The 23,409-nt window shown below is 72.7% G+C and carries 21 protein-coding genes; 7 read left to right on the forward strand and 14 right to left on the reverse strand.

Translation table 11 applies throughout. The features are described 5' to 3' along the window. Window positions 1–5: 5 nt before the first annotated feature. The 7 genes from AB0H75_RS34585 to ychF form a co-directional block, all read right to left on the reverse strand. Entirely contained in the window at window positions 6–2,444 is a 2,439-nt protein-coding gene (locus AB0H75_RS34585; RefSeq protein WP_367803804.1) for a type IV secretion system protein, read from the reverse strand. Next, a complete protein-coding gene (locus tag AB0H75_RS34590; protein WP_367803806.1) occupies window positions 2,441–4,918 on the reverse strand; it encodes an ATP-binding protein in 2,478 nt (825 codons plus the stop codon). The genes AB0H75_RS34585 and AB0H75_RS34590 overlap by 4 nt, the downstream gene beginning before the upstream one ends. Window positions 4,919–4,965: 47 nt before the next feature. After that, window positions 4,966–8,823 carry a TcpE family conjugal transfer membrane protein gene (locus AB0H75_RS34595; RefSeq protein ID WP_367803808.1) on the reverse strand — a complete coding sequence of 1,286 codons (3,858 nt, stop codon included), beginning with the start codon at window positions 8,821–8,823 and terminating at the stop codon, window positions 4,966–4,968. A 57-nt stretch (window positions 8,824–8,880) separates the two neighbouring features. Continuing rightward, the gene (locus AB0H75_RS34600; protein WP_223167281.1) at window positions 8,881–9,126 is read right to left on the reverse strand and encodes a hypothetical protein; all 246 of its coding nucleotides are present in this window, start codon (window positions 9,124–9,126) and stop codon (window positions 8,881–8,883) included. Between the two features lie 81 nt (window positions 9,127–9,207). Further along, window positions 9,208–9,963 carry a conjugal transfer protein gene (locus tag AB0H75_RS34605; RefSeq protein ID WP_367803810.1) on the reverse strand — a complete coding sequence of 252 codons (756 nt, stop codon included), beginning with the start codon at window positions 9,961–9,963 and terminating at the stop codon, window positions 9,208–9,210. A gap of 605 nt (window positions 9,964–10,568) precedes the next feature. Continuing rightward, window positions 10,569–10,964, reverse strand: a complete 396-nt coding sequence (locus AB0H75_RS34610; protein ID WP_367803812.1) for a hypothetical protein — start codon at window positions 10,962–10,964, stop codon at window positions 10,569–10,571. Window positions 10,965–11,180: 216 nt separating this feature from the next. Further along, window positions 11,181–12,257 (reverse strand): redox-regulated ATPase YchF, encoded by a 1,077-nt coding sequence (gene ychF, locus AB0H75_RS34615; protein ID WP_367803814.1) that lies wholly within the window; start codon window positions 12,255–12,257, stop codon window positions 11,181–11,183. A gap of 92 nt (window positions 12,258–12,349) precedes the next feature. Here ychF and AB0H75_RS34620 point away from each other — a divergent pair, with 92 nt between their 5' ends. Beyond that, window positions 12,350–13,603, forward strand: coding sequence for a DNA recombination protein RmuC (locus tag AB0H75_RS34620; RefSeq protein WP_367803816.1), 1,254 nt, complete (start codon window positions 12,350–12,352; stop codon window positions 13,601–13,603). 19 nt (window positions 13,604–13,622) lie between these two features. Continuing rightward, window positions 13,623–14,132, forward strand: coding sequence for a DUF6542 domain-containing protein (locus tag AB0H75_RS34625; protein WP_367803818.1), 510 nt, complete (start codon window positions 13,623–13,625; stop codon window positions 14,130–14,132). A gap of 39 nt (window positions 14,133–14,171) precedes the next feature. On the opposite strand, the gene AB0H75_RS34630 is transcribed toward AB0H75_RS34625, so the two are convergent. Next, a complete protein-coding gene (locus AB0H75_RS34630) occupies window positions 14,172–15,140 on the reverse strand; it encodes a 4-hydroxy-3-methylbut-2-enyl diphosphate reductase (RefSeq protein ID WP_367803820.1) in 969 nt (322 codons plus the stop codon). 100 nt (window positions 15,141–15,240) lie between these two features. Between AB0H75_RS34630 and AB0H75_RS34635 the strand changes: the two genes are divergently transcribed. Both AB0H75_RS34635 and xseA read left to right on the forward strand, forming a co-directional pair. Continuing rightward, window positions 15,241–16,209: a hypothetical protein gene (locus AB0H75_RS34635; protein ID WP_367803822.1), complete on the forward strand. Its 969-nt coding sequence runs from the start codon at window positions 15,241–15,243 to the stop codon at window positions 16,207–16,209. Between the two features lie 26 nt (window positions 16,210–16,235). Further along, a complete protein-coding gene (gene xseA, locus AB0H75_RS34640; protein WP_367803823.1) occupies window positions 16,236–17,435 on the forward strand; it encodes an exodeoxyribonuclease VII large subunit in 1,200 nt (399 codons plus the stop codon). Window positions 17,436–17,514: 79 nt separating this feature from the next. Here xseA and AB0H75_RS34645 read toward each other — a convergent pair whose 3' ends face one another. After that, on the reverse strand, window positions 17,515–18,162 hold the full coding sequence (locus AB0H75_RS34645) for a TetR/AcrR family transcriptional regulator (RefSeq protein WP_367803825.1): 648 nt from the start codon (window positions 18,160–18,162) through the stop codon (window positions 17,515–17,517). Between the two features lie 87 nt (window positions 18,163–18,249). Here AB0H75_RS34645 and AB0H75_RS34650 point away from each other — a divergent pair, with 87 nt between their 5' ends. Continuing rightward, window positions 18,250–18,663: a nitroreductase family deazaflavin-dependent oxidoreductase gene (locus AB0H75_RS34650; protein WP_367803826.1), complete on the forward strand. Its 414-nt coding sequence runs from the start codon at window positions 18,250–18,252 to the stop codon at window positions 18,661–18,663. A gap of 27 nt (window positions 18,664–18,690) precedes the next feature. On the opposite strand, the gene AB0H75_RS34655 is transcribed toward AB0H75_RS34650, so the two are convergent. From AB0H75_RS34655 to AB0H75_RS34665, 3 genes are read right to left on the reverse strand one after another with little or no spacing between them, the layout of a single operon-like run. After that, window positions 18,691–18,927 carry an exodeoxyribonuclease VII small subunit gene (locus tag AB0H75_RS34655; RefSeq protein WP_367803828.1) on the reverse strand — a complete coding sequence of 79 codons (237 nt, stop codon included), beginning with the start codon at window positions 18,925–18,927 and terminating at the stop codon, window positions 18,691–18,693. A 23-nt stretch (window positions 18,928–18,950) separates the two neighbouring features. After that, window positions 18,951–19,481 carry a DUF4245 domain-containing protein gene (locus AB0H75_RS34660; RefSeq protein ID WP_367803830.1) on the reverse strand — a complete coding sequence of 177 codons (531 nt, stop codon included), beginning with the start codon at window positions 19,479–19,481 and terminating at the stop codon, window positions 18,951–18,953. Window positions 19,482–19,492: 11 nt separating this feature from the next. Then, window positions 19,493–20,101: a TetR/AcrR family transcriptional regulator gene (locus AB0H75_RS34665; RefSeq protein WP_367803832.1), complete on the reverse strand. Its 609-nt coding sequence runs from the start codon at window positions 20,099–20,101 to the stop codon at window positions 19,493–19,495. 167 nt (window positions 20,102–20,268) lie between these two features. On the opposite strand from AB0H75_RS34665, the gene glpX reads away from it, so the two are divergent. Next, the gene (gene glpX / locus AB0H75_RS34670) at window positions 20,269–21,300 is read left to right on the forward strand and encodes a class II fructose-bisphosphatase (RefSeq protein ID WP_367803834.1); all 1,032 of its coding nucleotides are present in this window, start codon (window positions 20,269–20,271) and stop codon (window positions 21,298–21,300) included. Between the two features lie 67 nt (window positions 21,301–21,367). On the opposite strand, the gene AB0H75_RS34675 is transcribed toward glpX, so the two are convergent. Together AB0H75_RS34675 and AB0H75_RS34680 are read right to left on the reverse strand one after the other, a co-directional pair. Next, a complete protein-coding gene (locus AB0H75_RS34675; protein ID WP_367803836.1) occupies window positions 21,368–22,018 on the reverse strand; it encodes a DUF1707 domain-containing protein in 651 nt (216 codons plus the stop codon). A 54-nt stretch (window positions 22,019–22,072) separates the two neighbouring features. Next, on the reverse strand, window positions 22,073–22,624 hold the full coding sequence (locus AB0H75_RS34680; protein ID WP_367803838.1) for a TetR/AcrR family transcriptional regulator: 552 nt from the start codon (window positions 22,622–22,624) through the stop codon (window positions 22,073–22,075). A 73-nt stretch (window positions 22,625–22,697) separates the two neighbouring features. Between AB0H75_RS34680 and AB0H75_RS34685 the strand changes: the two genes are divergently transcribed. Beyond that, entirely contained in the window at window positions 22,698–23,405 is a 708-nt protein-coding gene (locus tag AB0H75_RS34685; protein ID WP_367803840.1) for an SDR family oxidoreductase, read from the forward strand. Window positions 23,406–23,409 lie beyond the last annotated feature (4 nt).

Genomic DNA, 23,409 nt, shown 5'->3' on the forward strand with positions numbered 1-23,409 from the left:
CCTGTTCAGTCCTTGTCGGGATTGTTCGGCTTGAGCCAGAACGGCACGGACGTCTCCTCGGAGCCGCCGCCGCCCCGGCCGTTGCCGCGCAGCCACAGAGGCGGAGCCTCGGAGGCGCGCGAGGCCGGCTCGTCGGAGCCGCCGAAGATCCGCGAGCCGCCGCCGGAGGAACGCGCGGAGCCGCCGGACGGGCGCGAGCCGCCACCGGGCCGGGACCCGTTGCCCGAGCCGCCGCCGAACAGGCCGCCACCCGAGCCACCCGAGCCGCCGGAGCCGCGTGACCCGCCGCCACCGCCGAACAGGCTGCCGCCGGAGCCGCGCGACCGCGTGCTCCCCGCACCGCCGAACCTGGAGCCGCGCGCCGGCCCGCCGCCGCGCGAGCCGCCCGACGAGCCGCCCGACGAGCCGCCCGACGAGCCGCCCGACGCACCGCCGGAGCCCCCGCCGGACCCGCCGCGCGAGGCCCAGCCACCGCCCGACCTGCCGCCGAACCAGCCGCCACCGGCCCCACCGGCGGATCCCCCACCGGAGCCGCCGGAGCCGCGTGACCCGCCGCCGGACGAGCCGCCGGACGAGCCGCCGCCCGAGGCCGCCGCACCGGCCGCCCGGGAAAGCCCGCTCGCGCCGGCCGAGCCGCCCACGCGCGGCCCGCCCACCCGGGGCCCGCCGGCGCCGCCGCCCGAGCGGCCCGCGCCGCCCAGGTTGAGCGGCGGCGCGGCGCCCCGGCGCGGCTCCAGCGGCGCCCGCGCGGCCGCCTTGCCGCCCTGGGCGTCGGTGTCGAGCGGCGCGGCCGTGGCCGGGAGCCGGGTGCCCGTCGTGGCGCCGTCGCCCTCCTCGGCACGTACGCGCGCCTGCCCCGCGCTCGCCGCCACCGCCGCCGCGCCCGCACCCGCGCCACTGGCCGCACCGGCCGCGCGGATGAGGGGCTCGGCCTTGCGCAGCCCCCAGCGGCCGATCCGGGCCGAGGCGACCGGCGGCAGCATGGCCGCCGACCGCTCCAGCACCGACGAGCCGGCCGCGTCGCCGAGCATGCGGGTGGCGACCGTGTGGCCGTTGATCGAGGCGAACAGGTGCTGGAACGGGCGCCGGTAGAAGAACACCGCGATCGTCAGCAGGGCCATGAACAGCACCTGCATGCCCCACGGCATGGCGGTGGAGATGATCAGCGCGTACCCGTACACGAGCACGCTGAGCACCAGCGTCAGCACGGCCTGCCGCAGCAGCGTGCCGATCAGCATCTCCACCCAGCGCATGGCGATGATCCGGCCGCTGCCCGGGTGCACGCCGATGAGCAGGAACACCGGCCCCAGGATCAGCAGCAGCAGGAAGCCCACCTTGAGCACCAGCAGCGAGACCGCCACCAGGAAGATGAGCAGGCCCGCCACGATGGCGGCGATGAACGCGCCGACCGCCACGCCGAGCCGGTTGGACCAGTCGCGGCCGGAGAAGACCGTGTAGCGGGGGTCGTTCCTGAGCTTGTCGGCCAGCGCCGCGTACTCCTGCTGGCGAGCCTCCCTGTCGGGGGCCGCCTGCCCGGCCACGGCGGGCGGGATCGACTGCATCTCCAGGACCTTGCGGCCCCAGTCGCGCACGATCGGCTGCTGCGGGTCGGCGGTGCCGAACAGGCCCACCAGCCACGGCTTGCAGACCAGCGTGGACCACAGCGCGTCGGCGTTCTGGTCGACGCCCGGCGTGCCGACCTGGCCGTAACCGCCCGGCTTGACCTCGGCGCTCGTCTGGCCGGGCGGCGGCAGGCAGGAGGCCCCGCCCGCGCCCGGCAGGCCGGAGAAGGCCGAGTTGACGACCTCGCCGGTCTTGTCGGTGACGACCTTGCCCAGGCCGGTGAAGTCGCCGGGACGGCTGAAGAACCAGGTCGCGACGGTGACCGCGAGCACCATCCAGATGACGCCCTCGGCGGTCGTCGTGGCGCGCTTGCGGATCAGGCCGTACCAGGCCAGCCAGATCGCGCCGAGGATGACGATCGGCCGCAGGTAGGGCCAGTACATGGCGTTGGACAGGTTGACGACGATGTCGTCCACCACGTCCTTGATGGCCTGGAGCGGTCCTTCGGTGGCCGCCGCCTGGTAGGTGGTGATCGTCAGCCGGTCGATGGCCTTGGCGGCGGTGAAGATGCCGTTGGCCCACATGTTGCCCAGCACCGCGACGTAGTCGCCGCAGCCGAGCTCGTGCGTGTGCCAGAACTGGCCGCTCATGCCGAACTGGGCGTAGTTGGTGACCGGGGCCTGCGCGGGCCCGGACGGCGCCGGGGCCTGGATGAGCCCGTCGGTGCCGCCGCCCACGACCTCGGGCGTGAGCGGGCCCGACAGGTCGCAGGGCGCCGCGGCGGCCGGCGCGGACAGCCCGCCCACGACCAGCGGCACCACGAGAAAGCCGGTGACCAGCGCGAGTGCCAGCGCGAGTCGTCGGGATAGCCGGATCTTCATGACCGTACCTCCTGCGGCCTGACCACGCCCCCCTGAAGATCATCATGCCCGTCGGGATCGGGTTTGTCGTGTGTGGGGTTCGTGTCGAGCCAACGGAGAAGTTCCTCGGAGATCAGGTCTACTCCGATGCGGCCTGCCCTGCCATCCAGATCGCGGAAAATGCATTCGCCGTTGCCGAGCGAGCGCAGCACGGCCTTGTGCTCTTCCGACGGCTCCACCCCGAGCAGGGACATGACGTGGTCCACCTCCACCCGTTCGGTGGACCGGAACGCGAAGACGGACGACAGGCAGTTGGTCACCTGCTCGTTCAGCAGGTCTCCCGCGTTCTGCGAGACCAGCACGAGCGCGGTGTTGCGGGAGCGGCCCATCCGGCTGACCTCGGGCACCAGCTTGGCGCCCTCGGGCGTGGAGGTGATGGCCCACGCCTCGTCCAGGAAGATGGCCTTGGGGGCGCGGCGGTCGAGGCCGTTCATCAGCCGGCGCGCGAACTGGGACACCAGATAGAGCAGGGCCACCGAGAGCCGCTGCTCGTAGGAGTAGTCCTCCCTGGTCGTGGCCACGTCCGGCAGCGTCAGGCCGCCCAGCGTGAACACGGTCGTCCAGCCCTCGGTGTCGATCTGCTCGCCACCGGAGGGGTCGAAGCAGAGCCGGGCCAGGTGCATCTCCGACATCGAGCGCAGCACCGCGCCCAGGTTCTTCGACGCCGGGTCGTCGGCCTGCTCCAGATGGTCCACGACCTTGCCGAGCGACGGGTCCGGCTGGTTGGAGACCGCGGCGACCGCCTGGATCATCGCCGACTCGCGCTCCTCCGACATGCGCGGCAGCAGCAGCCGCAGCGTCTCGGTCGCCATGGTCTTCTTCGCCGCGATGTCGTCGCCGAACGAGAACGGGTCCAGCAGGCCCGGCGCCGCCGAGCCGAGCGGGATGACCCGGGCCTTGCGCCCGCGCTTGTCCAGCAGCCGCACCAGCGACTCGGCGTCGCCCTTCGGGTCGATCACCGCGACCGTCACGCCGCGCAACGCCATCTGGTAGATCATCAGCAGCGCGAGCGTGGTCTTGCCGCCGCCCGGCTCGCCGGTGATCGCGATGGCCGTCGGCCGGTTGCGGGTGGCCGCCACCAGCGGGTCGAAGTGCACGATGCTGCGGGCCCTGCCGACGGTCTCGCCGATGTACGGCCCCAGCCAGCCCTCGCTGCCCTCCCCCAGCCGGTCGCCGAGATCGACCGTGGCCGTGGCCATGCCGCCCGCGATCGTCCGCAGCGGCTGGCGCTGGGCGTAGGCGTTGACCCGGATCTTCTCCCCCGGCAGCGCCTCGCAGAACAGCGAGAACTGGTCGCCGGTCGAGTTGACCACGTCGATGCCCATGTCCCGGTAGTGCTCCACCACCGCCTCCACCCGCTGCACGCAGATGTCCTCGGTGGGGGCCGAGACGATCAGGCGGTGCCAGCCGTACACGAAGGGCAGGCGTTCCTTGGTGATGCCGTGCTCCAGCATGCGGGCCGCGTCGATCTGCTCGGCCAGCGCCAGCGGCGCCTCCGCGCCGGCCTCGCGGATGTGGTGGTCCATGTCGCGGGCGTGCGCCAGCTTGCGCGCCACGTCCTTGGACGCCTTGACCGGCGGGATCAGCCGCATCCTGGAGGAGATCTCCACCGGGAACGGGAGCTGGTCGGCGAAGTGCATCCACGGCTCGCCGTCCGGGAACGGCATGAGGTCGGGGAAGCGGGCGAACGACAGGTGGGCCACGTACGAGTCGCCCTGCGGCTGCACGATCCGCAGCAGGCTCCTGCCGTTGTGGATCTCGCCCTCGACCAGCGACTCGATCTCGCCCCTGCCCCAGCGCCTGCGCGGGCTCGCCGACGGCGGCGCGTCGCCCGCCGCGCCCGCCGCCGCGTGCTGGAACAGCCACGCCACCTCGACGGAGGTGGCGTGCCTGGCGTACAGGGCACTGGAGGCCAGCGCGCGGCCCAGCCGCTCGGCCGCCTCGGTCCAGCGGCCGATCTCGCTGTCGGGCACGTGGTCGTCCGCCATGCCGAGCGTCTTCTCGGTCCGCTGGTAGAGGCCGAGGAGCTGGGAGAGCACGCCGCTGCCGAGCTGCTTGCCGCGCGGGCCCAGCCGCACGCCGAGGTAGACCTCCTTGGTCCAGAAGTCCTTCGCCCAGACGTGGCGGTACATCTCCTCCAGGTAGTCGCGCCAGCCGGGGCCCTCGTCGGAGGTGGCGTTGAGCGCCATCGCCCATTCGGCCGCCGGGTACGTGCGGTGCGCCACCCTCAGGTGGACCTCGGCGTCGGGCATCCTGATCGCGGCCAGCGCGATCGTGATGTTGGTGGCCAGCGCCTCGCGCTCCTCGGGCGTGACGAACTCGTAGCTGACCGTCGGAAGGCGGAAGTACGCCCATGCGCAGGTGTCTGTGAGCAGGATGCGGTCGTCGAAATAGCGGACCGCGAGGCGCTGGTGCGCTCGGGACGCCCTGCTCATGCCGCCCCCTCGGCGCATGAACGGGCCTGGCCTGCTCGCTTGTTCACTTATCGCTCACCGATTCTCGTGCCCGGGGGGTCACTCGCCAACTCCTCATCGCTCGGTCGTGCCTGCACCGACTTTGCCGTTCGCGCCGGCGGTGCCGCGAAACCCGCGACCACCACGCCGGCCAGGGCGAGGTAGGCGCGCCGCCCGGCCGCGCGCAACTGCCCGGGATCGACGACCTCCGACCCGCCGGGGGCCAGGCCGTCCTCCCAGGGGACCCGGACGATGGCCCGGCACCTTCCCCTGGCCACCGCCTCGGCCTGCTCGACGTCGGCCATCGAACGCCTGCTCACGCCGTTCACGACCATCACCGCCCGCCTACGCAGCTCCGCGCAGCCGTGGCCGTCGAGCCACTCGTACGTCATCGCCACCGCCTCCGGCGCCTCCTCGCTCGCCGGCACCACCAGGACGAGCTGGTCGGCGTACGGCAGGAGCCGGGCCGCCAGCGCGGCCGCCGGGTCGATGACGGCCAGCTTGTAATGGCGGTCGAGCAGCCGCATCGACTCGCCCAGGCGGTGGTCGGAGAAGAACGACCGGTCGGCCAGGCGCTGCTCGGCGCCCGCGTCGGTGTCGGCACTGACCACCTCGAGGCCGGAGGACGTCCTCGTGGTGTAGCCGCGCATCGTCAGGTAGCCGCTGACCCGGTCGAGGCCGGACAGCAGCGAGGTGAGCGTCTCGGGGGTCTCGGGCTCGATCTTGCTGGTCAGGGTGCTGCCGCCGGTGTTGGCGTCGACGGCCACCACCCGGTCGTCGCGGTATTGGGCGAGGGTGTGGCCGAGCATGAGGGCCGTGGTGCTCTGGCCGGCGCCGCCCGTACAACCCAGGACGAGGACCCTGCGCCCGCCGCTGAACACCGCCCTGGCCCTGGCCTCGTCGATCTCCGAGCCGTCGGTACGGACGCCGCTGCCGCCGACCACGACCTGCGCGATCCGCCGCCACCCGCCGGAGTCACGCCCGACCACGGACTCGACCCGCCGCACCCGCCCCTCCCCAGGTCGCGGCCCGGGCACAGGCGCCACCAACTCCCCGGCCCGCCCGAGCCCCTCCCCCTTGAGGGAAGGAACCCCCTGCGCCGAGGCCGCGGGCTGCACGGGACCGACGGGTTGCACGGGGCCGGCGGGCTGCGCGGGCCTCGCGGGCCATCCGGGCCGGACCACACCGCCATCGGACGACGCCGAGCCACCACCCGACGAAGCCGCACCGCCGCCGGACGAAGCCACACTGCCGCCGGACGAAGCCGCGTCGTCATCGGACGAAGCCACGTCGTCATCGGACGAAGCCACACCCTCACCGGACGAAGCCACGCCCTCACCGGCCAGAACCCCGCCCTCATCCGCCGGCGCCACGCCCTCGGTGGCCGGAGCCACGCCCTCGGTGGACGGAGCCACGCCCTCGGTGGACGGGAGCGTGGCGCCCTCGGTGGACGGGAGCGTGGCGCCCTTGGTGGACGGCACCACACCTTCGCCGGCCAGGCCCCTGCCCTTGCCCGACTGCGCCACGTCATCACCCGACGGCACTACGCCTTCGCTGGACGGAGCCGCGCCCTCGTTGGACGGGAGCGTGGCGTCCTCGGACTGCGCCTCGGGGCCGTGCGGCCGGGTTGCGGCGCCGTGCGGACGGGTGGCGCCGTCGTCCGATCGGGTTGCGCCGTCGTCCGATCGGGTTGCGCCGTCGTCGGATCGGGTTGCGGGGGCGTCCGATCGGGTTGCGGGGGCGTCCGACGGAACTGCGGTCAGGTGCGGGCGCGCCGTGCCGGGCCGCCCGCGCTCCGTGCTGCCCGCATCACCCGTCGCGGCGACCTGTTGCTGGTCCTCCTGCTCGTGCCCATCATCCGGTGCGCCGCCCTCGCCCACCGCAACACCATCCGCCGGTACGTCGCCCGCCGGGTCCGACGCGACGTTGCCCGAGCGTGGGCCGTTCGAGGCGGGGCCTGCGGGGCGCTCGTCCGACAGGGGTTCCTCGGGCGAAGGGACGTGACCCGGGTCGAGCGGGCCGGAAGCGGCGGCGCTACGTACCGAACGGGGGGCGTCGGTGGCCGTCGCGGGTGTGACGCCGCCCCCGGCCTCGGTCTCGGTCCCGGTCCCGCTCCCAGCCCCGGTCCCAGCCCCGGCTCCGCTCCCGGTCTCGGTGACGGGTGGCGGTGCGGGTGTGCTGCGGTCGTCCGCCGGGGATCGGGCCGGGGCGCCGGTGGCTTCGGAGGCCGGGCGCGGGGCGGGCTGGCGGGGCAGGGGCTTGGCGTCGGGGTCGAGCGGGGGCCAGGACCGGTGCGGGCCCGAGACCCCCGGGACCGTGCCGAGCCTCGGGGGCTGACCCTTCCTGTGCTGGTCGCGGGCGAGCTCGTCCTCGTGCCGGCCGCGTTCGGCCCGGTCGGCGGCCTCCGTACGGGTGGCCGCGTCGGCCGGGGCGTCGGCGCTCGCCGCGAGTCTCCGCAGCCGCCGCAGGGCCTCCGTGTCGATGGGCTTGGCGGCGGCGGGCTTGCGACCCTGCACCGCTCGGGCCGGCACGATGACTCCTTGGTCGTCCCGCGCCTCTTGGTCGTCCCGCGTCTCTTGGTCGTCCCGCACCTCATCCGGCCCGGAGGACACCTGGCCCAAGGGCACCCGGCCCGAGGAGGCCCGGCCCGAGGGGATCCGGCCCGAGGGAACCTGCTCCTGGGGGAGCCGGCCCTGGGGAGCCTGCTCGTAGGCAATCTGCTCGTGGGCGGTCTGCTCATGAGCGGTCTGCTCATGAGCGGTCTGCTCATGGGCGGTCTGCTCGTGGGCGGCCGGGGCGTCGTCGGCTCGCTCAGGGGTTCGCTGCTCGGCTCCCAGCTCCTGGTCGGCGGGCTCCGGCGCGTCGGAGAGCCCGTTCGCCGCCGCCTTCCGGGGCTCGGGTCGCGTGGCGTCGTGGCCGTCGCCCAGCCGGAGAGCGGGCCGGCCGCTGGTGTCCGGGGCGGTCTCCCGCACGATCTCCCGCGCAGCCTCCCGCACGGTCTCCCGCGCGACCTCCCGCACGGCCTCCCGAGCGGTGTCATGGGTGGTGGGCTCGCCGGCGGCGGGCTCCCGGTCGAGGGTTTCGCGTGCCGCTTCGCGGAGGGCGGCCTGCTGGGTGGCGGCCTCGCGGACGGCGTCGTCGCGGGCGAAGAGCTTGCGACCGCCGGTGCGCTTGCCGCCCTTGCGGTGACCGTCGGCCCCGTGTCCGGTGTCCTCGCCGACGGTGATCGTCAGCGGGTGGCTCTGGCGGCGTCCTGAGCCCTCGGGAAGCGCTTCGGGGGCGCCCTGCCGGACGCGGCCCTCCAGCGCGGGCGCGGCGGCGGCGCCGCGGCGCGTGCCCCACCCCTTACGGCCGGCCGCAGGCTCGGCGGCGACCGGAGCCTGACCGGCCGCACCGGCAGCCGCGGCGGCAGCGGCCGCGACGGCCGGGCGGACCTGGCGGGGGCCGGTGACCGGCTGGGCCTCTCGCCGCCGCTGCGCCTGCCGGGCCTTGGCGGGACGCCGGGCCTTGGCGCGGGCGGGCGTGGTGCGCCACACGCGCGCGGAGAAGGTGATCGTCTCGGGCTCGGCCCCGGGGGCGAGGCGGTACCAGGCTTTGGGCTCGCCCAGATAGCGGATCTGGGACTCCAGAAGCTCGGTGAGCCGCTTGCCCTCGATGACGGGACGGGTGGACAACCACGTCACGATCCCCGGCGGCACCAGGAACAACACGTGCCAGGGCATCGCCACCGGCACGCCCACCAGGATCAGCAGGAGGGACCACGGGACGAACACCCCGACGAAGACGCCGATCCAGACGATGGGAAGCGGCATCGGCAGGCGCAGGTCGTACAGCTTGTAGAGCCGCTTCTCGATGCGCCAGATGTTCGTGTACGTGGGCAGGTCCACCCGGTCCTCCTCTCGCCACCCGCTGCTGTATGACCGCCGCCGGACGGTCTCAACCCTTTACTTGATGCCCAGTGCGCCGGCGATTGCCTTCGCCGTCACCTCGATGATGTTGGGAACGTAGAAGATCACTCCGATGGCCACGGCCAGGATCAGGAACTGCACGAACCGGGTGATCTCCCGGGTGAAGAGGAAGAAGAGCGCGACCACCGACACCACCACGAGGAACAAGGGGGCGAAGAACGCCCGCAGGAAGTCGGCGAGGCCTCCGGTGTCGATGCCGGTCGACGTGGGGGTCGGCGTCATCTGGATCACGGAGAGCACTATGGTCTTCAAGGTCACTTCTCGTCCTCCCGGGGGGTACCGTGCAGCGGCGCGGGCGTGCCTTTAGTCAACGACCCGCCCGGCGCCGCGTATGTCGGCGACGAACCACTTGTCGCCCTGCTTCTCGACGGTGAGCCGGTAGGCCTGCTCCAGACGCGCGCCGGCCGCCGCGGGGTCGGTGGCGTTCGGGGTGGGCGGGGTGTCGCCGTTCGGGCCGACGACCCACACGACCACCGCCTGAATCTCTCGTGTGGCACCCCCCACAGGCACCACGACCTTCTTGAGATCGGCGAACGTGAACGCGCCGCCGAAGCTGGGCAGGCTCCTGCCCGCGGCGACGTAGCGCTGCAACCCGGCGGTGTCGCCGGAGGCGTAGTCCTTGAAGAACCCTTCGAGCTGCGGCTTCAGCTCGGCGGCGGCCGCGTCGTCGGTCTCCGGCGGCGCGACCTGGGGCAGCTCGGCGGGCGCGGGCGCGGGCAGGATCGCCGGTCGCCCGGAGACGACGAAGCGCTTCCCGGCGTCGTCGCCGGAGTAGTAGACCGGCACCGAGAGCATCATGCGGCGCGGCCCGGACTGGAAGGCCACGCTGACCACCGCGTTCTGGGCGTCGGCGACCTCGATGTCGTACGGCTGGATGGCGACCGCGGCGAGCTTGCCGAAGCCGTCCCAGCCCAGCTGGGGGTCGGAGGCGTCGGGCAGGAACGCGGCCAGCTTGCTCGACCTGCTCTCGGCGTCGTCGGGGCTGAAATTGAGATAGACACCGGCGAACTGGGCGGCGAAGGCCATGCCTCGGCCGGCGGGGAATCCCTTCTCCGCCACCGGGGCCTCACCATTGGGCGTCCCTGCACCTTGCTGGGTAAACCGCTCAAATGGGGCACGAATCCCATTCACCACGATAACCACAATAAGCGCCCAGAGAATGACGCGGCCCACCCAGACGAGCCACCGGCCGCCGCCACCGGACCAGCCACCGCGGCGCGGCCTGCGGGGCGGTGGCACGTCGTAGTCGTCAGGATCAAGGGTCGCGGAAAGCCCGGGCCCGTCAGCGATCCGAGGATCGTGCTGGACGGTAGACCTACGAGCCATCATGCCTCCGCTCGCGCCGATCCCCCCGGCTGGCGCGGTGTCGTCCGTTGCCGATCCCCATCATCCGCGCTGAAGTAGTCACCCTATCCGGTCTCCGCCATTGTTCCAGGAAAGCCACGCCCATGCTGCAGGCACGACCGCCCTCACGGCAAACTGGAGCCTGCGGGCAGGCTCCAGTACCGATTCCTGTCATTTCCTGGGTAAAACGGCTTTGACCAGGCCAAACACCTGCAATCGCCTAGCGCGGTGGTCACTGATTCCTGACCAAAATAGGCATGGACCTCTTCCGACCTGCGCATTCGGCCGAAGCCCCGACGGGCGGGCCGACGAGCGGGCCGTCAGGCGGGCTCCGGGTCCTGGCCGGGACGTGCCTGGCGCCGGCTCTGGAGATCGACCACGCCGGTGCGGCTCGGCAGCTCGACGACGCCGGTGCGGCCCTGGAGATCACCGGCGCGGCCCTGAAGATCGCCGGTGCGGCTCTGGAGATCGACGACCGTGGGCCGCACCGTCCGCTCCAGCGAGCCGCGCAGGTCGGCCAGCATGCCCGCGGCGTCGCGCTCGCGCATGCGGCTGGCCATCTCGTTGCGCTCGTCCACCTTCCTGCGCAGGTAGGCCTCCCGGTTGACGCGCAGGCCGTACATGAGCTCAACCCTGATCAGGGCCAGCTCCTCCTCGAGGCTGATGCCCGCGAGCGTGGGCGCGGGGCGTCGTTTCCGGATGATGCGACGGATCATGAGGGGCCTCCCGAGTCAGCGTGAACGCCGTGACGATTCGACGCGCGGAGGCCCGAGGTGGTTGACGCTTAACTTGTCCCGGGATCAGACATCAGAGCGATCCCGGGAGTCAGACGCGCGGACGGGCGGCCCGTCATCCCATCGTCGGCGACCCAGCGTAGCGAACCGTCACGGTGAGTGACCGGAGGCGCGCGGGCCCGCCAGGCGCGGAGCCCGTCAGACGTTGAAGCGGAACTCCACGACGTCGCCGTCGCGCATCACGTAGTCCTTGCCCTCGACGCGGGCCTTGCCCGCCGCGCGGGCGTTGGCGATCGAGCCGGCCTCGACCAGGTCGTCGTACGAGACCACCTCGGCCTTGATGAAGCCCCGCTGGAAGTCAGTGTGGATCACGCCCGCCGCCTCGGGGGCGGTGGCGCCCTTGCGGATGGTCCAGGCCCTGGTCTCCTTCGGGCCGGCCGTGAGGTAGGTCTGCAGGCCGAGCGTCTCGAAGCCGACCCGGGCGAGCTGGCGCAGGCCGGACTCCTCCTGGCCGACCGACTGCAGCAGCTCCAGCGCCTCCTCCTCGTCGAGCTCGACCAGCTCGGACTCGATCTTGGCGTCGAGGAAGACGGCCTCGGCCGGGGCCACCAGCGACGAGAGCTGCTCCCTGAGCGCGGCGTCGGTCAGCTCGTCGGCGTCGAGGTTGAACACGTAGAGGAACGGCTTGGCCGTCAGCAGGTGGAGCTCGCGCAGCCCCTCGCGGTCGAGGCCGCTCTCGAAGATGGTCCGGCCGGTCTCCAGGACGGCCAGCGCGGCCTCGGCGGCCTCCAGCGCGGCCTTCTTGTCCTTGTTGTTGCGCGCCTCCTTCTGCAGGCGCGGGATCGCCTTCTCCACCGTCTGCAGGTCGGCCATGATCAGCTCGGTGTTGATCGTCTCGATGTCCCGCTTGGGGGAGATCTCGCCGTCGACGTGCGTGACGTCGGGGTCGCTGAAGACCCGGATGACCTGGCAGATCGCGTCGGTGTCGCGGATGTTGGCGAGGAACTGGTTGCCCCGGCCCTGCCCCTCCGACGCCCCCTTGACCAGGCCCGCGATGTCGACGAACTCCACCTTGGCGGGCAGGACGCGCGCCGAGTCGAAGATCTTCGCCAGCACCGGGAGACGGTCGTCCGGCACGCCCACGATGCCCACGTTGGGCTCGATGGTGGCGAACGGGTAGTTCGCGGCGAGCGCGTTGCCGGTCTTGGTCAGCGCGTTGAACAGCGTGGACTTACCGACGTTGGGCAGGCCGACGATGCCGATGGAGAGACTCACGGACGTCGAGTCTACTTGGCGCGGCAGCCGGGCGGTTCGTCCGTCGCGTGTCGGGAAGATCCGGACGCGGATGTCCTGCCATCATCGAGAGGATGGACGTGATCGCGCTTGTCATCGGCCTGGCCGTCGGGCTGCTCGTCGGCTTCCTCGTGGCGCGCACCCGCGCGGCGGTCCGGGTGGCCGAGGCCGACGCCCGCGCCAGGGCCGCGGCCGACAAGCTGGTCTACGTCGAGGAGCAGCTCGCCGAGCGCTTCCAGGCGCTGTCCACGCGCGCGCTCGACGTCAACAACCTCAGGTTCCTGGAGCTGGCCGAGACCCGGCTCGCGGCCACCAGGGCGGAGGCCGCCGGCGACCTGGAGCAGCGCAGGCAGGCCGTCGAGCACCTGGTCGAGCCGCTGAAGGACGCCCTGGCCCGGGTGGAGACGCAGCTCCGCGACAGCGAGTCCGGCCAGCGCGCGGCGCGGGCGGAGCTGGCCAAGCAGATGGAGTTCGTCCGCGAGAGCAGCGAGCGGCTCCGCTCCCAGACCACAGCCCTGGTCCGGGCCCTCCAGCGGCCGGAGGCCCGGGGCCGGTGGGGCGAGCTGCAACTGCGCAGGGTCGCCGAGATCGCGGGCATGCAGCGCTACTGCGACTTCGACGAGCAGGTCGCCGAGGGCTCCGTACGGCCCGACATGGTCGTGCGGCTGACCGGCGGCAAGAACATCGTGGTCGACTCCAAGGTCTCGCTGGCGGCCTATCTGGAGGCCGCCGAGGCGTCGGACGAGTCGCTGGCCACGGTCCGGCTCGACGCGCACGCCCGGCACGTGCGCGAGCACGTCGACCGGCTGGCCGCCAAGTCCTACTGGCAGGCGTTCAACCCGTCGCCGGAGTTCGTGGTGCTGTTCATCCCCGGGGAGGCGTTCCTCGCCCCCGCGCTCGAACGCGACCCGGGCCTGCTGGAGTACGCGATGACCCGCCGGGTGCACATCGCCACGCCCACGACGCTGATCACGATGCTGCGCACCGCGCACTACGCCTGGCAGCAGGCCGCGCTGAGCGAGAACGCGCGAGCGGTCTTCGAGCTGGGCAAGGAGCTGTACGAGCGGCTGTCGTCCCTCGGCAGGAACGTCGACGCGCTGGGCCGGGCGCTGACCCGGGCGGTGGAGGCGTACAACAAGTCGGTCGGATCGCTGGAGAGCCGCGTCCTGGTCACCGCGCGCAAGCTCAACGAGCTGGGCGTCGTGGACGGCGAGCTGGAGACCCCGGCGGCGCTCGACGGCCTGCCGCGGCCCCTCGCCTCCCCCGAACTGCTCGAAACCCCGTCACTCTTCTCCCACGCGAACGGTAAGTTGGCCAACGGAACGTAGTGAACGGGGGTGACGGGTGGTGGAGAAGGGCAAGCAGCCCGCCGTCAGGCTGACCGCTCGGGGCGCCGTCGCGCTCATCCTGGTCGCCACCCTCGCCGGCTACGTGCTGACCTCGCTGCTCGGCGTCCAGCAGCTCGTCGGCGCGGCGTTCGTGGTCGCCGCGCTGCTGGGCGTGCTCCTGGTCAACCGGCGCGAGCTGCTGTCGCTGGTGGTGTCGCCGCCGCTGGTGTTCTTCTGCGCCACGCTCTTCGTCGAGCTGGGGCGGGCGTTCGGCTCGGTGTCGATCGTGCAGTCGCTGGCGCTCGGCCTCTACACGTCGCTGACCCGCGGCGCGCCCTGGCTGTTCGCGGGCTCGGCCCTCGTGCTCGGCGTGGCGTGGCGGCGCGGCCTGTGGGACAACGTCCGCGACCTGCGGGCGGAGCTGAAGGCGGGCGCGGAGGTGCCGCGCCCGCGGCAGCCGACGTTCGTGCCCGAGCCGGAGGGCTACTTCGAGCCCAAGGTGTACGGATCCCCGCGCGGCGACGACTGACCCTGGCCCGCCACTGACCCTGGCCAGCCGCGCCGCGGGTCAGGAGCCGACGCGGAGGTCCCTGCGCAGCTCGTGCGGCAGGGCGAAGCGCATGCTCTCCTGCACCGGCTGCACCTCGGTGACGTCGCCGAAGCCGTGCCCCGCCAGGCGGGCCAGCACCTCCTCCACCAGCTCCTCCGGCACCGACGCGCCGCTGGTGACGCCGACCGTGGTGACGCCCTCCAGCCACTCCTCGCGGATGAAGTCGGCGTTGTCCACGAGGTAGGCGGCGTCGGCGCCGTAGTCCTTGGCCACCTCGACCAGGCGCTTGGAGTTGGAGGAGTTCTCGGAGCCGACCACGATGACGAGCTGCGCCTCGGCGGCGATCTCCTTGACCGCGATCTGCCGGTTCTGGGTGGCGTAGCAGATGTCGTCGCTCGGCGGGTCGATCAGGTTGGGGAAGCGCTGCTTGAGCCGGGTCACGGTCTCGGTGGTCTCGTCGACCGAGAGGGTGGTCTGCGACAGCCACACCAGCCGGCTCGGGTCCTTGACCTCGACCTGCTCGACCGCGTCGAGCCCGTCCACGAGCCGGATGTGCTCGGGTGCCTCGCCGGAGGTGCCCTCGACCTCCTCGTGGCCCTCGTGCCCGATGAGCAGGATCTCGTAGTCCTGGCCGGCGAACCGCTTGGCCTCGTTGTGCACCTTGGTCACCAGCGGGCAGGTGGCGTCGATGGTGCGCAGGCCGCGCTGCCGGGCCTCCTCGTGCACCGCGGGCGAGACGCCGTGGGCCGAGAAGACGACGATCGACCCCTCGGGGACCTCCTCGGTCTCCTCGACGAAGATGGCGCCCCTGGCTTCAAGCGTCTTGACGACGTGCGTGTTGTGGACGATCTGCTTGCGGACGTAGATCGGGGCGCCGTACTGCTCCAGCGCCTTCTCGACCGCGACCACGGCTCGATCGACTCCGGCGCAGTAACCCCGCGGCTTGGCTACGAGGACACGGCGGGAAGAGGGGGTCTGGGGCTCCATACTTCTTATGCTACGTGGAGCGGCCATCTGGCCCGCCCGTGCGTGGCCGCCCGCGGTTTGCCAGACTGGCCGTCCAATACAGACCTCCCAGGGAGACGTCATGTCCCTCAGCGACGTGATACGCAACATCGCCAAAACCGTCACCAACAAGGACGAGCTGAAGGAGAAGGCGAAGGACCTTCCCCTGTTCGTCATCCAGAGCACGCTGAGCGCGGCCGGGCAGGCCCTGCTGGTCGTCGATCGGGTGAAGAACTCGATCAAGGGGCTGGGCAACAAGGAGGAGCGCGAGGAGGAGCACGGGGCGCGCCCGTCCGCCGCCGACCAGGTGGCCACGGCGCCGGCCGTCAGCGAGGACGCGCCGGCGCGCGAGGAGAGCGAGAAGAGCGAGAAGAGCGAGGACAAGCCGGCGCGCAGGGAGCCGGTCATCTTCGCGCCGCGTCCCGGCACCACCGAGCCGAACGGCGCCGCCAGGACCAAGCCGGACCCGGTCATCTTCGCCCCGTCCAAGCCCGCCGCCACCGCCACGTCCCCCGCGGAGGCCCCGGAGAAGGATGTCGCAGGGAAGGACGTCGCCGGGAAGGACGTCGCTGAGGACGTCGCAGGGAAGGACGTCGCAGGGAAGGACGTCGCAGGGAAGGACGTCGCGGACGAGCCCGTGCGGGCTCCCGAGCCGGCGCGCGCGCCGGAGCCGGCCGCCGCGCCCGAGCCCGTCACCGGTGCCGAGCCCCCGACCGGCAACGAGCCCGTCACCTCCGAGCCGGTGTCCATCACCCCGGTCGAGCCCGAGCCCGAGCCGGAGCCGCAGGCGGAGCCCGGTCCCAAGGCCGAGCAGGCCGAGCAGGCCGAGCAGGCCGAGCAGGCCGAGCAGGCGCCCGAGCCCGCGGCCGGGCTGGTGGAGCCGCTGGCCGGCTACGACGAGCTGACCGTCGCCTCCCTCCGCGCCCGCATGCGCGGCAAGACCGCCGAGCAGATCGGCGACTTCCTCGCCTACGAGCGCGCGACCCAGAACCGCCCCGAGGTGGTGCGGATGTTCGAGAACCGCCTCGCCAAGCTGCAGGCCGCCGAATAGCCGGTAATAGCCCGTAGTCTTCCGCCATGACCTCGAAGACCACGCCGGAGTCCCCCCTGCCGATCCGCACGGTCCTGCAGATGGTGGGGGGCTGGATCGGCCGGCTCGGCACGGTGTGGGTCGAGGGCCAGATCACCGATCTGAGCGCGCGCGGCGGCACGGTGTTCCTGACCCTGCGCGACCCGGTCGCCAACGTCTCCGCCAGGGTCACCGCCCCGCGCGGCGTCTACGAGGCGGCCACGCCGCGACCGGCCGACGGCGCCAGGGTCGTGCTGCAGGTGAAGCCGGACTTCTGGGTCAACAAGGGCACGTTCGCGTTCACCGCGCTGGAGATCCGCCCGATCGGCGTGGGCGAGCTGCTGGTACGGCTGGAGCGGCTGAGGCAGCTCCTGTCGGCCGAGGGGCTGTTCAACGCCGACAGGAAACGGCGGCTGCCGTTCCTGCCCGGCGTGATCGGGCTCATCTGCGGCCGTGACTCGGCGGCCGAGCGCGACGTGCTGGAGAACGCCCGCCGGCGCTGGCCGGCCGTGCGGTTCAAGGTCGAGGAGGTGGCCGTCCAGGGCCCGTACGCGGTGGGCGAGGTCACCGAGGCGCTGCGCAAGCTGGACGCGGACCCCGAGATCGACGTCATCGTGGTCGCCCGGGGCGGCGGCTCGCTGGAGGACCTGCTGCCGTTCTCCGACGAGACGCTGGTGCGCGCGGTGGCCGCGTGCCGCACCCCGGTCGTGAGCGCGATCGGCCACGAGCAGGACAGCCCGCTGCTGGACCTGGTGGCCGACGTGCGCGCGTCCACTCCCACGGACGCCGCCAAGAAGGTCGTCCCCGACGTCGGCGAGCAGCTCGCGCTGATCCGGCAGTTGCGCGACCGGGGCCGCCGGGTGCTGAGCGGCTGGCTGGACCGGGAGATGTCGTGGCTGGCGTCGGCGCGCTCGCGCCCCTCGCTGGCCGATCCGGTACGCGAGCTGGAGCGCCACGCCGAGCAGGTGGACGCGCTGCGCGAGCGGGCCAGGCGCTCGCTGTCGGGCTCGCTCGACCGCGCCGCCGACGACCTGGTCCACCTGCGGGCCCGGCTGGTCGCGCTGTCGCCCGCGGCCACGCTGGAGCGCGGCTACGCCATCGTGCAGCACCCGTCGGGCGAGGTGGTCCGCCTGGCCAAGGACGTGCCGCCCGGCAGCCCGCTGACGATCCGCCTGTCCGACGACCGCCTGCGGGCCCGCACCGAGTGACGCCCCGCCGAGTGACGCCCCGCCGAGTGACGCCCCGCCGGAGGGCGTCCTGCTGAAGGGCGTTCTATCGGAAGGCGTCCTACTGGAAAGCGTCCTGCCGGAGGGCGGCGTCCCGCTGAAGGGACTGCCCGGCGCGCAGGGCCGCCGCGGCCAGCCCGGTCAGCCCCGCCTTGATCTGCTCGACGCTCATCCCGCGCTCGTCCCGCTGGAGCGCGATCAGCCCGGCGTTGGCCGGCGCGAGCAGCGCGTCGGCCAGGTAGGCCGCGTCCGCGTCGGGCCTGGCCTGGCCGATGAGGCTCGCCAGGTGGATGTGGTGGATCCGATAGGGCCCGCTGAACGTCCCCGCCCTGCCCCGCTCCAGCAGCAGGAACAGCTCGTGCTGCGCCAGGACGCGATCGACCAGCGCGCGCAGGAACGCCGCGATCCGCTCCATCGCCGGCGCGCCGGGCCCGAGCGGCGGCGGCCCGGAGAAGAACGCCGTCTGGAAGCGCCGCTCCCGCTCGTCGAGCAGCGCGAAGATCAGCCCGCTGCGGTCGCCGAAGCGGCGGTAGACAGTGCCCACGCCGACGCCCGCGGCCCGCGCCACCTCGTCGAGCGACAGGCCGGCGGCGCCGTGCTCGGCGATCATCCGGGCGGCCACGTCGATGATCTTCTGCCGGTTGCGGGCGGCGTCGGCCCGTTCGGGCTGGGGTTGCCCGAGGACGGGAAGAGATCGGCGTCCGCGCACGGTTGGAGCATACAGGTTGTAACCGGAGAGTTCTCCGGTTACTCTCCGACCATCAACCGGAGAACTCTCCGATTAAAGGAGCCGAGAATGCCGAACGACTTCAACCAGCAGATCATCGACGAGTTCCGCGCCAACGAGGGACGTGTCGGCGGCATGTTCGAGGGTGCGCCGCTGCTGTTGGTCACCACCACCGGCGCCAAGAGCGGCCGGCCGGCCACCACGCCGGTCATGTACCTGGCCGACGGCGAACGCTACGTGATCATCGCGTCGAACGCCGGCGCGGACAACCACCCGGCCTGGTACCACAACCTCCGGGCCAACCCGGCGGCCACGATCGAGGTCGGCACCGACACGTTCCAGGTCAAAGCCGTCATCATCGAGGGCGAGGAGCGCGACCGGCTCTACGCCCGCATGGTGGAGCAGGCCCCGGGCTTCGCCGACTACGAGAAGAAGACCAGCCGCCGCATCCCGGTCGTGGCGCTGCTCCCCGAGGCCGCCTAGCAGCCGTGGCCGCCTGAAGGGCGCCGCTCAGAAGGGCGTGTCGTCGCCGTGGCCGGGGTCGGCACGGCGGGCCATGGCGGCGGCCAGCTTGACCCTGGCGCCCTGGAGCCATTCCTCGCAGACCGCCGCCAGCCGCTCGCCGCGCTCCCAGAGCTCGATCGACTGCTCCAGGGTCAGCCCGCCGTTCTCCAGGCGGCGGACCACCTCGGTCAGCTCCTCGCGGGCCTGCTCGTACGAGGGCGTCTTGTCGTTCGCTGCTGCCACGGGCACCACCCTAGAGGAGGCCGCTAGCCCTTGGGCCGCTGCTGGAGCAGGCCCGCCAGCTCGGCCAGCTCGGGCCAGTCGGCCGTGCCGGTGACCACGAGCGTCACCTCCGGCAGGACGCGGACCAGCGTGCGCTGCTTCTTGTCCTCGCGGAAGCGCCGCTCCCAGGTGACGCCGCCGATCTGCTGGGTGCCGATGGCCTTGTCGGTGTTGGCCATGCGGTTGGCGAACTCGGCCGCGGGCCGCTCGTCGCTCTGGACGAACATCGCGTGCTCGCGCTTGGCGGTGGCGTAGCCGAGGTAGAGGACCTGGGCGCCGTTGGCGCCCTTGGCGATGCGGTTGCTGTTGGGCACCCAGCCCTGCGGGTCCTGCCTGGGGGCCCACACGGCGTACGGGACGGCGTGGCCGAAGTTGGCGACGGTGATGGAGTATTCGCGCCGCGGGATGTGCTCGGACTCGCCGTGCGGGGTCACCAGCAGGAACACCCCCGCCCCCAGCAGGCAGACGAAGAGCGCGACCGCGTAGCCGTAGAAACCCTGTGTGAACCCTCGCACAACCGCCGAGGTTACCCGCTGGAGGAGGCGGTCGCCGAAGTGGCCGGTCGGATCTGGCCGATGATGCCCAGCACCTCCTCGGCCAGCGCCCGGTCGCCGGTGCGCACGACCTCCGAGACCGCGGCCGCCAGCGCGCCGGTGATGACCACGACCAGTGCGGCCTCGTCCTCGAACAGCGCCGCGTTGAGCTGCGCCCACTTGCGCAGCCGGTCGCGCATGACCACCTCGAAGCCGGGCGGGCCGTCGCCGCGCAGGAACAGCGCGGCCAGCTCGCGCTCCTCCAGGCAGCCGTCGAGGTAGGCGCGGGCGGCGCTGACGAACACCCGCATGGGGTCGCTCTCGCCGGCGGCGCGGGCCGCCCTGGCGGCCTGCTTGGTGCGCTGCATCTGGCGGGACTGCCACTCCTCGAAGAGGGTGAGGTAGAGGTCGGCCTTGCCGGAGAAGTGGTGGTAGAGGCTGCCCACGCTGGCGTCGGCGCGGGCCACCACGTCGGTCACGCCCGCCTCGGCGAAGCCCCGGGAGACGAAGACCTCCCTGGCGGCGGCGAGCAGCGAGCTGCGTGTCGCCGCGCCCCGCTCGGACGTGCGCGGCTGGGTCACGACGGGTTCCACTTCGCTCATACGCTCTCCTCCACGGGCGGCGCCCCGCGGGCGCACGTCGAAGCTTACCGACTGCCCGCCGCTCGCGCCGTGGAGCGACCGCCTGGTGGCGGGCAGGCCGCGTCATCCCCCTCAGGGCGGGAAAGGGACGGCGTCTACCATCAAGGCAGACGTCTTCGAGGAGGCCAATGATGTCCGATTCGGTTCCGCCGCCGCTCGCCACCAGCGAGCACGCCCCTGATCGCAACCTGGCGCTGGAGCTCGTCCGCGTCACCGAGGCCGCCGCCATGGCGGCCGCCCGCTGGGTCGGCCGGGGCGACAAGAACGGCGCCGACGGCGCGGCCGTGAACGCCATGCGCCAGCTCATCAACACCGTCTCGATGAACGGCGTGGTGGTCATCGGCGAGGGCGAGAAGGACCACGCCCCGATGTTGTTCAACGGCGAGCACGTGGGCGACGGCAGCGGCCCCGACTGCGACGTGGCCGTGGACCCGATCGACGGCACCAGGCTCACCGCGCTGGGCATGCCCGACGCGGTGTCGGTGATCGCGGTGAGCGAGCGCGGCTCGATGTACGACCCCTCGGCCGTGTTCTACATGGAGAAGCTGGTCACCGGCCCCGAGGCGGCCGACGTCGTGGACATCGAGGCCCCGGTGTCGGCCAACGTCCAGGCCGTGGCCCGCGCCAAGCACTGCTCGCCGTCCGACGTGACGGTGGTCGTGCTCGACCGGCCCCGGCACGAGCGGCTGGTCAAGGAGATCAGGGAGACCGGGGCGCGGATCAAGTTCATCACCGACGGCGACGTGGCCGGTGCCATCATGGCGGCCCGCACCGGCACCGCCATCGACCTGATGCTGGGCATCGGCGGCACGCCGGAGGGCATCGTGGCGGCCTGCGCGCTCAAGTGCCTGGGCGGCGTCATCCAGGGCAAGCTGTGGCCGCGCGACGACGCCGAGCGGCAGCGGGCGCTGGACGCCGGCCACGACCTGGACCAGGTGCTCACCACCCACGACCTGGTCCGCTCCGACGACGTCTTCTTCGCCGCGACCGGCATCACCCAGGGCGAGCTGATGCAGGGCGTACGGTTCCGCGCCGGTTCGGCGGTGACGCAGTCGCTGGTGATGCGCGGGCGGTCGGGCACCATCCGCAAGATCGAGAGCGAGCACCAGCTCTGGAAGCTGCGGGCCTACAGCGCGATCAACTTCGACACGGCGGGCTAGAAGCGGGCGCGAGCGCGGGCGCCGCCGCCCGGACCGGCCACCGGAAATCCGCCCGGACCGGCCGGGGTCAGCGGCGGCGCCTGCGGCGCGGCGGCTCCTTGACCTTGACCTCGCCGGCGAAGTTCGTGGTGCGGACCTCGACCACGGGCGCGCCGGGCTCGGTCGGCTGCTTGGTGAGGCGGACCGTGCTGCCCTTGGCGACCCTGATGACCTCAAGGTCCTCCGGCACCTGGATCTCCAGGCCGCCGAAGACCAGCGTGGCGTTGATGATCACCCGCTGGTTCTGCAGGATCGCGTCCCGCAGGTCGAGCTTGGTGGTGCCGAACATGGCCGTCACCGCCAGCTCGGCGGGCACGACCCAGCGCCCGCCGCGCCGCTCCTGCTTGAAGATGGCCGAGACGGGCCGGCCGTCGAGGTTGAGCGGCTGCTGGTCGGCGGGCAGCAGGTCGGCCGTGAGCCCGGCCAGCTCGCCCAGCGTGCGCGCGGAGTAGAGCACGCCGAGCCGCTCCTCCAGCTCCTCCAGCGTGATCCGGCCGTCGGCGTGCGCCTCCTGGAGCACCTGGGCGATGCGTTCGCGGTCGGCGTCGGAGGCACGCAGCTCGTGCGGCGCCGGCAGGCCGCCCGCGGCGGGCGGGCGCCGGGCGGCGACGAACTCCTCGGCCAGCCGCTCGCCGACCTCCTGCAGCTTCGGCAACCAGGACCCCGCGCGCTCGTTCACACATCTGACGATATCCCCCGCCGGGACGTTTCGCTCGTCCCGAATCGCCCGTCGTCACCGAATTCGCCCGAGCAGCCCGGCGATCTCCTCGGCCAGCGCGACGTTCACCTCGGCGTGGCGGTTGAGCAGGCGGTACCACATGACGCCGAAGATGACGTCCACGGCCAGCTCCAGGTCCACGTCGGCGGGCAGGGCGCCGCGCGCCAGCACCTCGCGCAGGGCGGCCCGGCGCGGCCCGATGACCTTCGCGCGCAGTTCGGCGGCGACCGCGGCGTCGGCCTGGGCGTCGGCCATCAGCCCCACCACGACCTGCCCCGCGACGCCCTGCGCCATCGCGAACGTCTGCTCCAGGAACGCCACGAGGTCGGCGCGCGGGTCGCCGCTGCCGGGGATGGGCGGCATGCTCTCGGCCATGATCTCGGTGACGGCCTCCAGCATCACCTGGGCCCTGGTCTGCCACCAGCGGTAGACGGTCTGCCGCCCGCTGCCGGCGGCCTCGGCGATGCCCTTCATGGTGACGTTCTGGTAGCCGTCGCGGGCGCACAGGTCGAGGGCGGCCTGAAGGATCGCCCTCCTGGCCACTTCGCTGCGCGGTCTGCCCACCATGCGGCCACTTTACAAGACACTGTGCCTCGTATTAGATTCGAGGCACAGTGTCTCGTATTTAGAGGAGTCAGACATGCGAGTCGTGATCGTGGGCGGTACGTCGGGCATCGGGCTGGCGGCCGCCGCCCGGCTGGCGGGCGAGGGCGCCGAAGTGCTGGTGACCGGCCGCTCCGAGGAGCGGGTGCGGGCGGCGGTGAAACACCTCGGCGACCAGGCGCGGGGCGAGGCTGTGGACGCCCGCGACACCGGGGCGATGCGGGAGCTGTTCGCCCGGTTCGGCGCGTTCGACCACTTGATCATCACGGTGACCGCGCGCGGCGGGGCCGCGCCGCTGAGCGCGCTGACCCGCGAGGGGCTGCTGGCCGGCGTCGAGGGCAAGCTGCTGCCGCACCTGCTGACCGCGCAGGCGGCGCTGGGCACGCTGAGCGAGCAGGGCTCGATCACCTTCGTGACGGCGGCGTCGGCGGGAGCGGCCCTGCCGGGGACGGCCGCGCTGGCGGCGGTCAACGGCGCCATCGAGGCCGCCGTGCCCGGCCTGGCGGTCGAGCTGGCGCCGATCAGGGTGAACGCGGTCTCCCCCGGCGTGATCGACACCGAGTGGTGGTCCGTGGTCGGCGAGGAGGCGCGGGCCGCGTTCCTGGAGGGCTCGGCCGCCGCCCTGCCGGTCCGCCGGGTCGGCACGCCGGAGGACGTCGCCGCCGCCCTCGCGTACGTCGTCGGCAACGGCTACACCACCGGCACCGTGCTCACCGTGGACGGCGGCGGCCGGCTGAAGGCGTGACATC

Source organism: Nonomuraea sp. NPDC050783 (assembly GCF_040802095.1).
Classification (GTDB): Bacteria; Actinomycetota; Actinomycetes; order Streptosporangiales; family Streptosporangiaceae; genus Nonomuraea.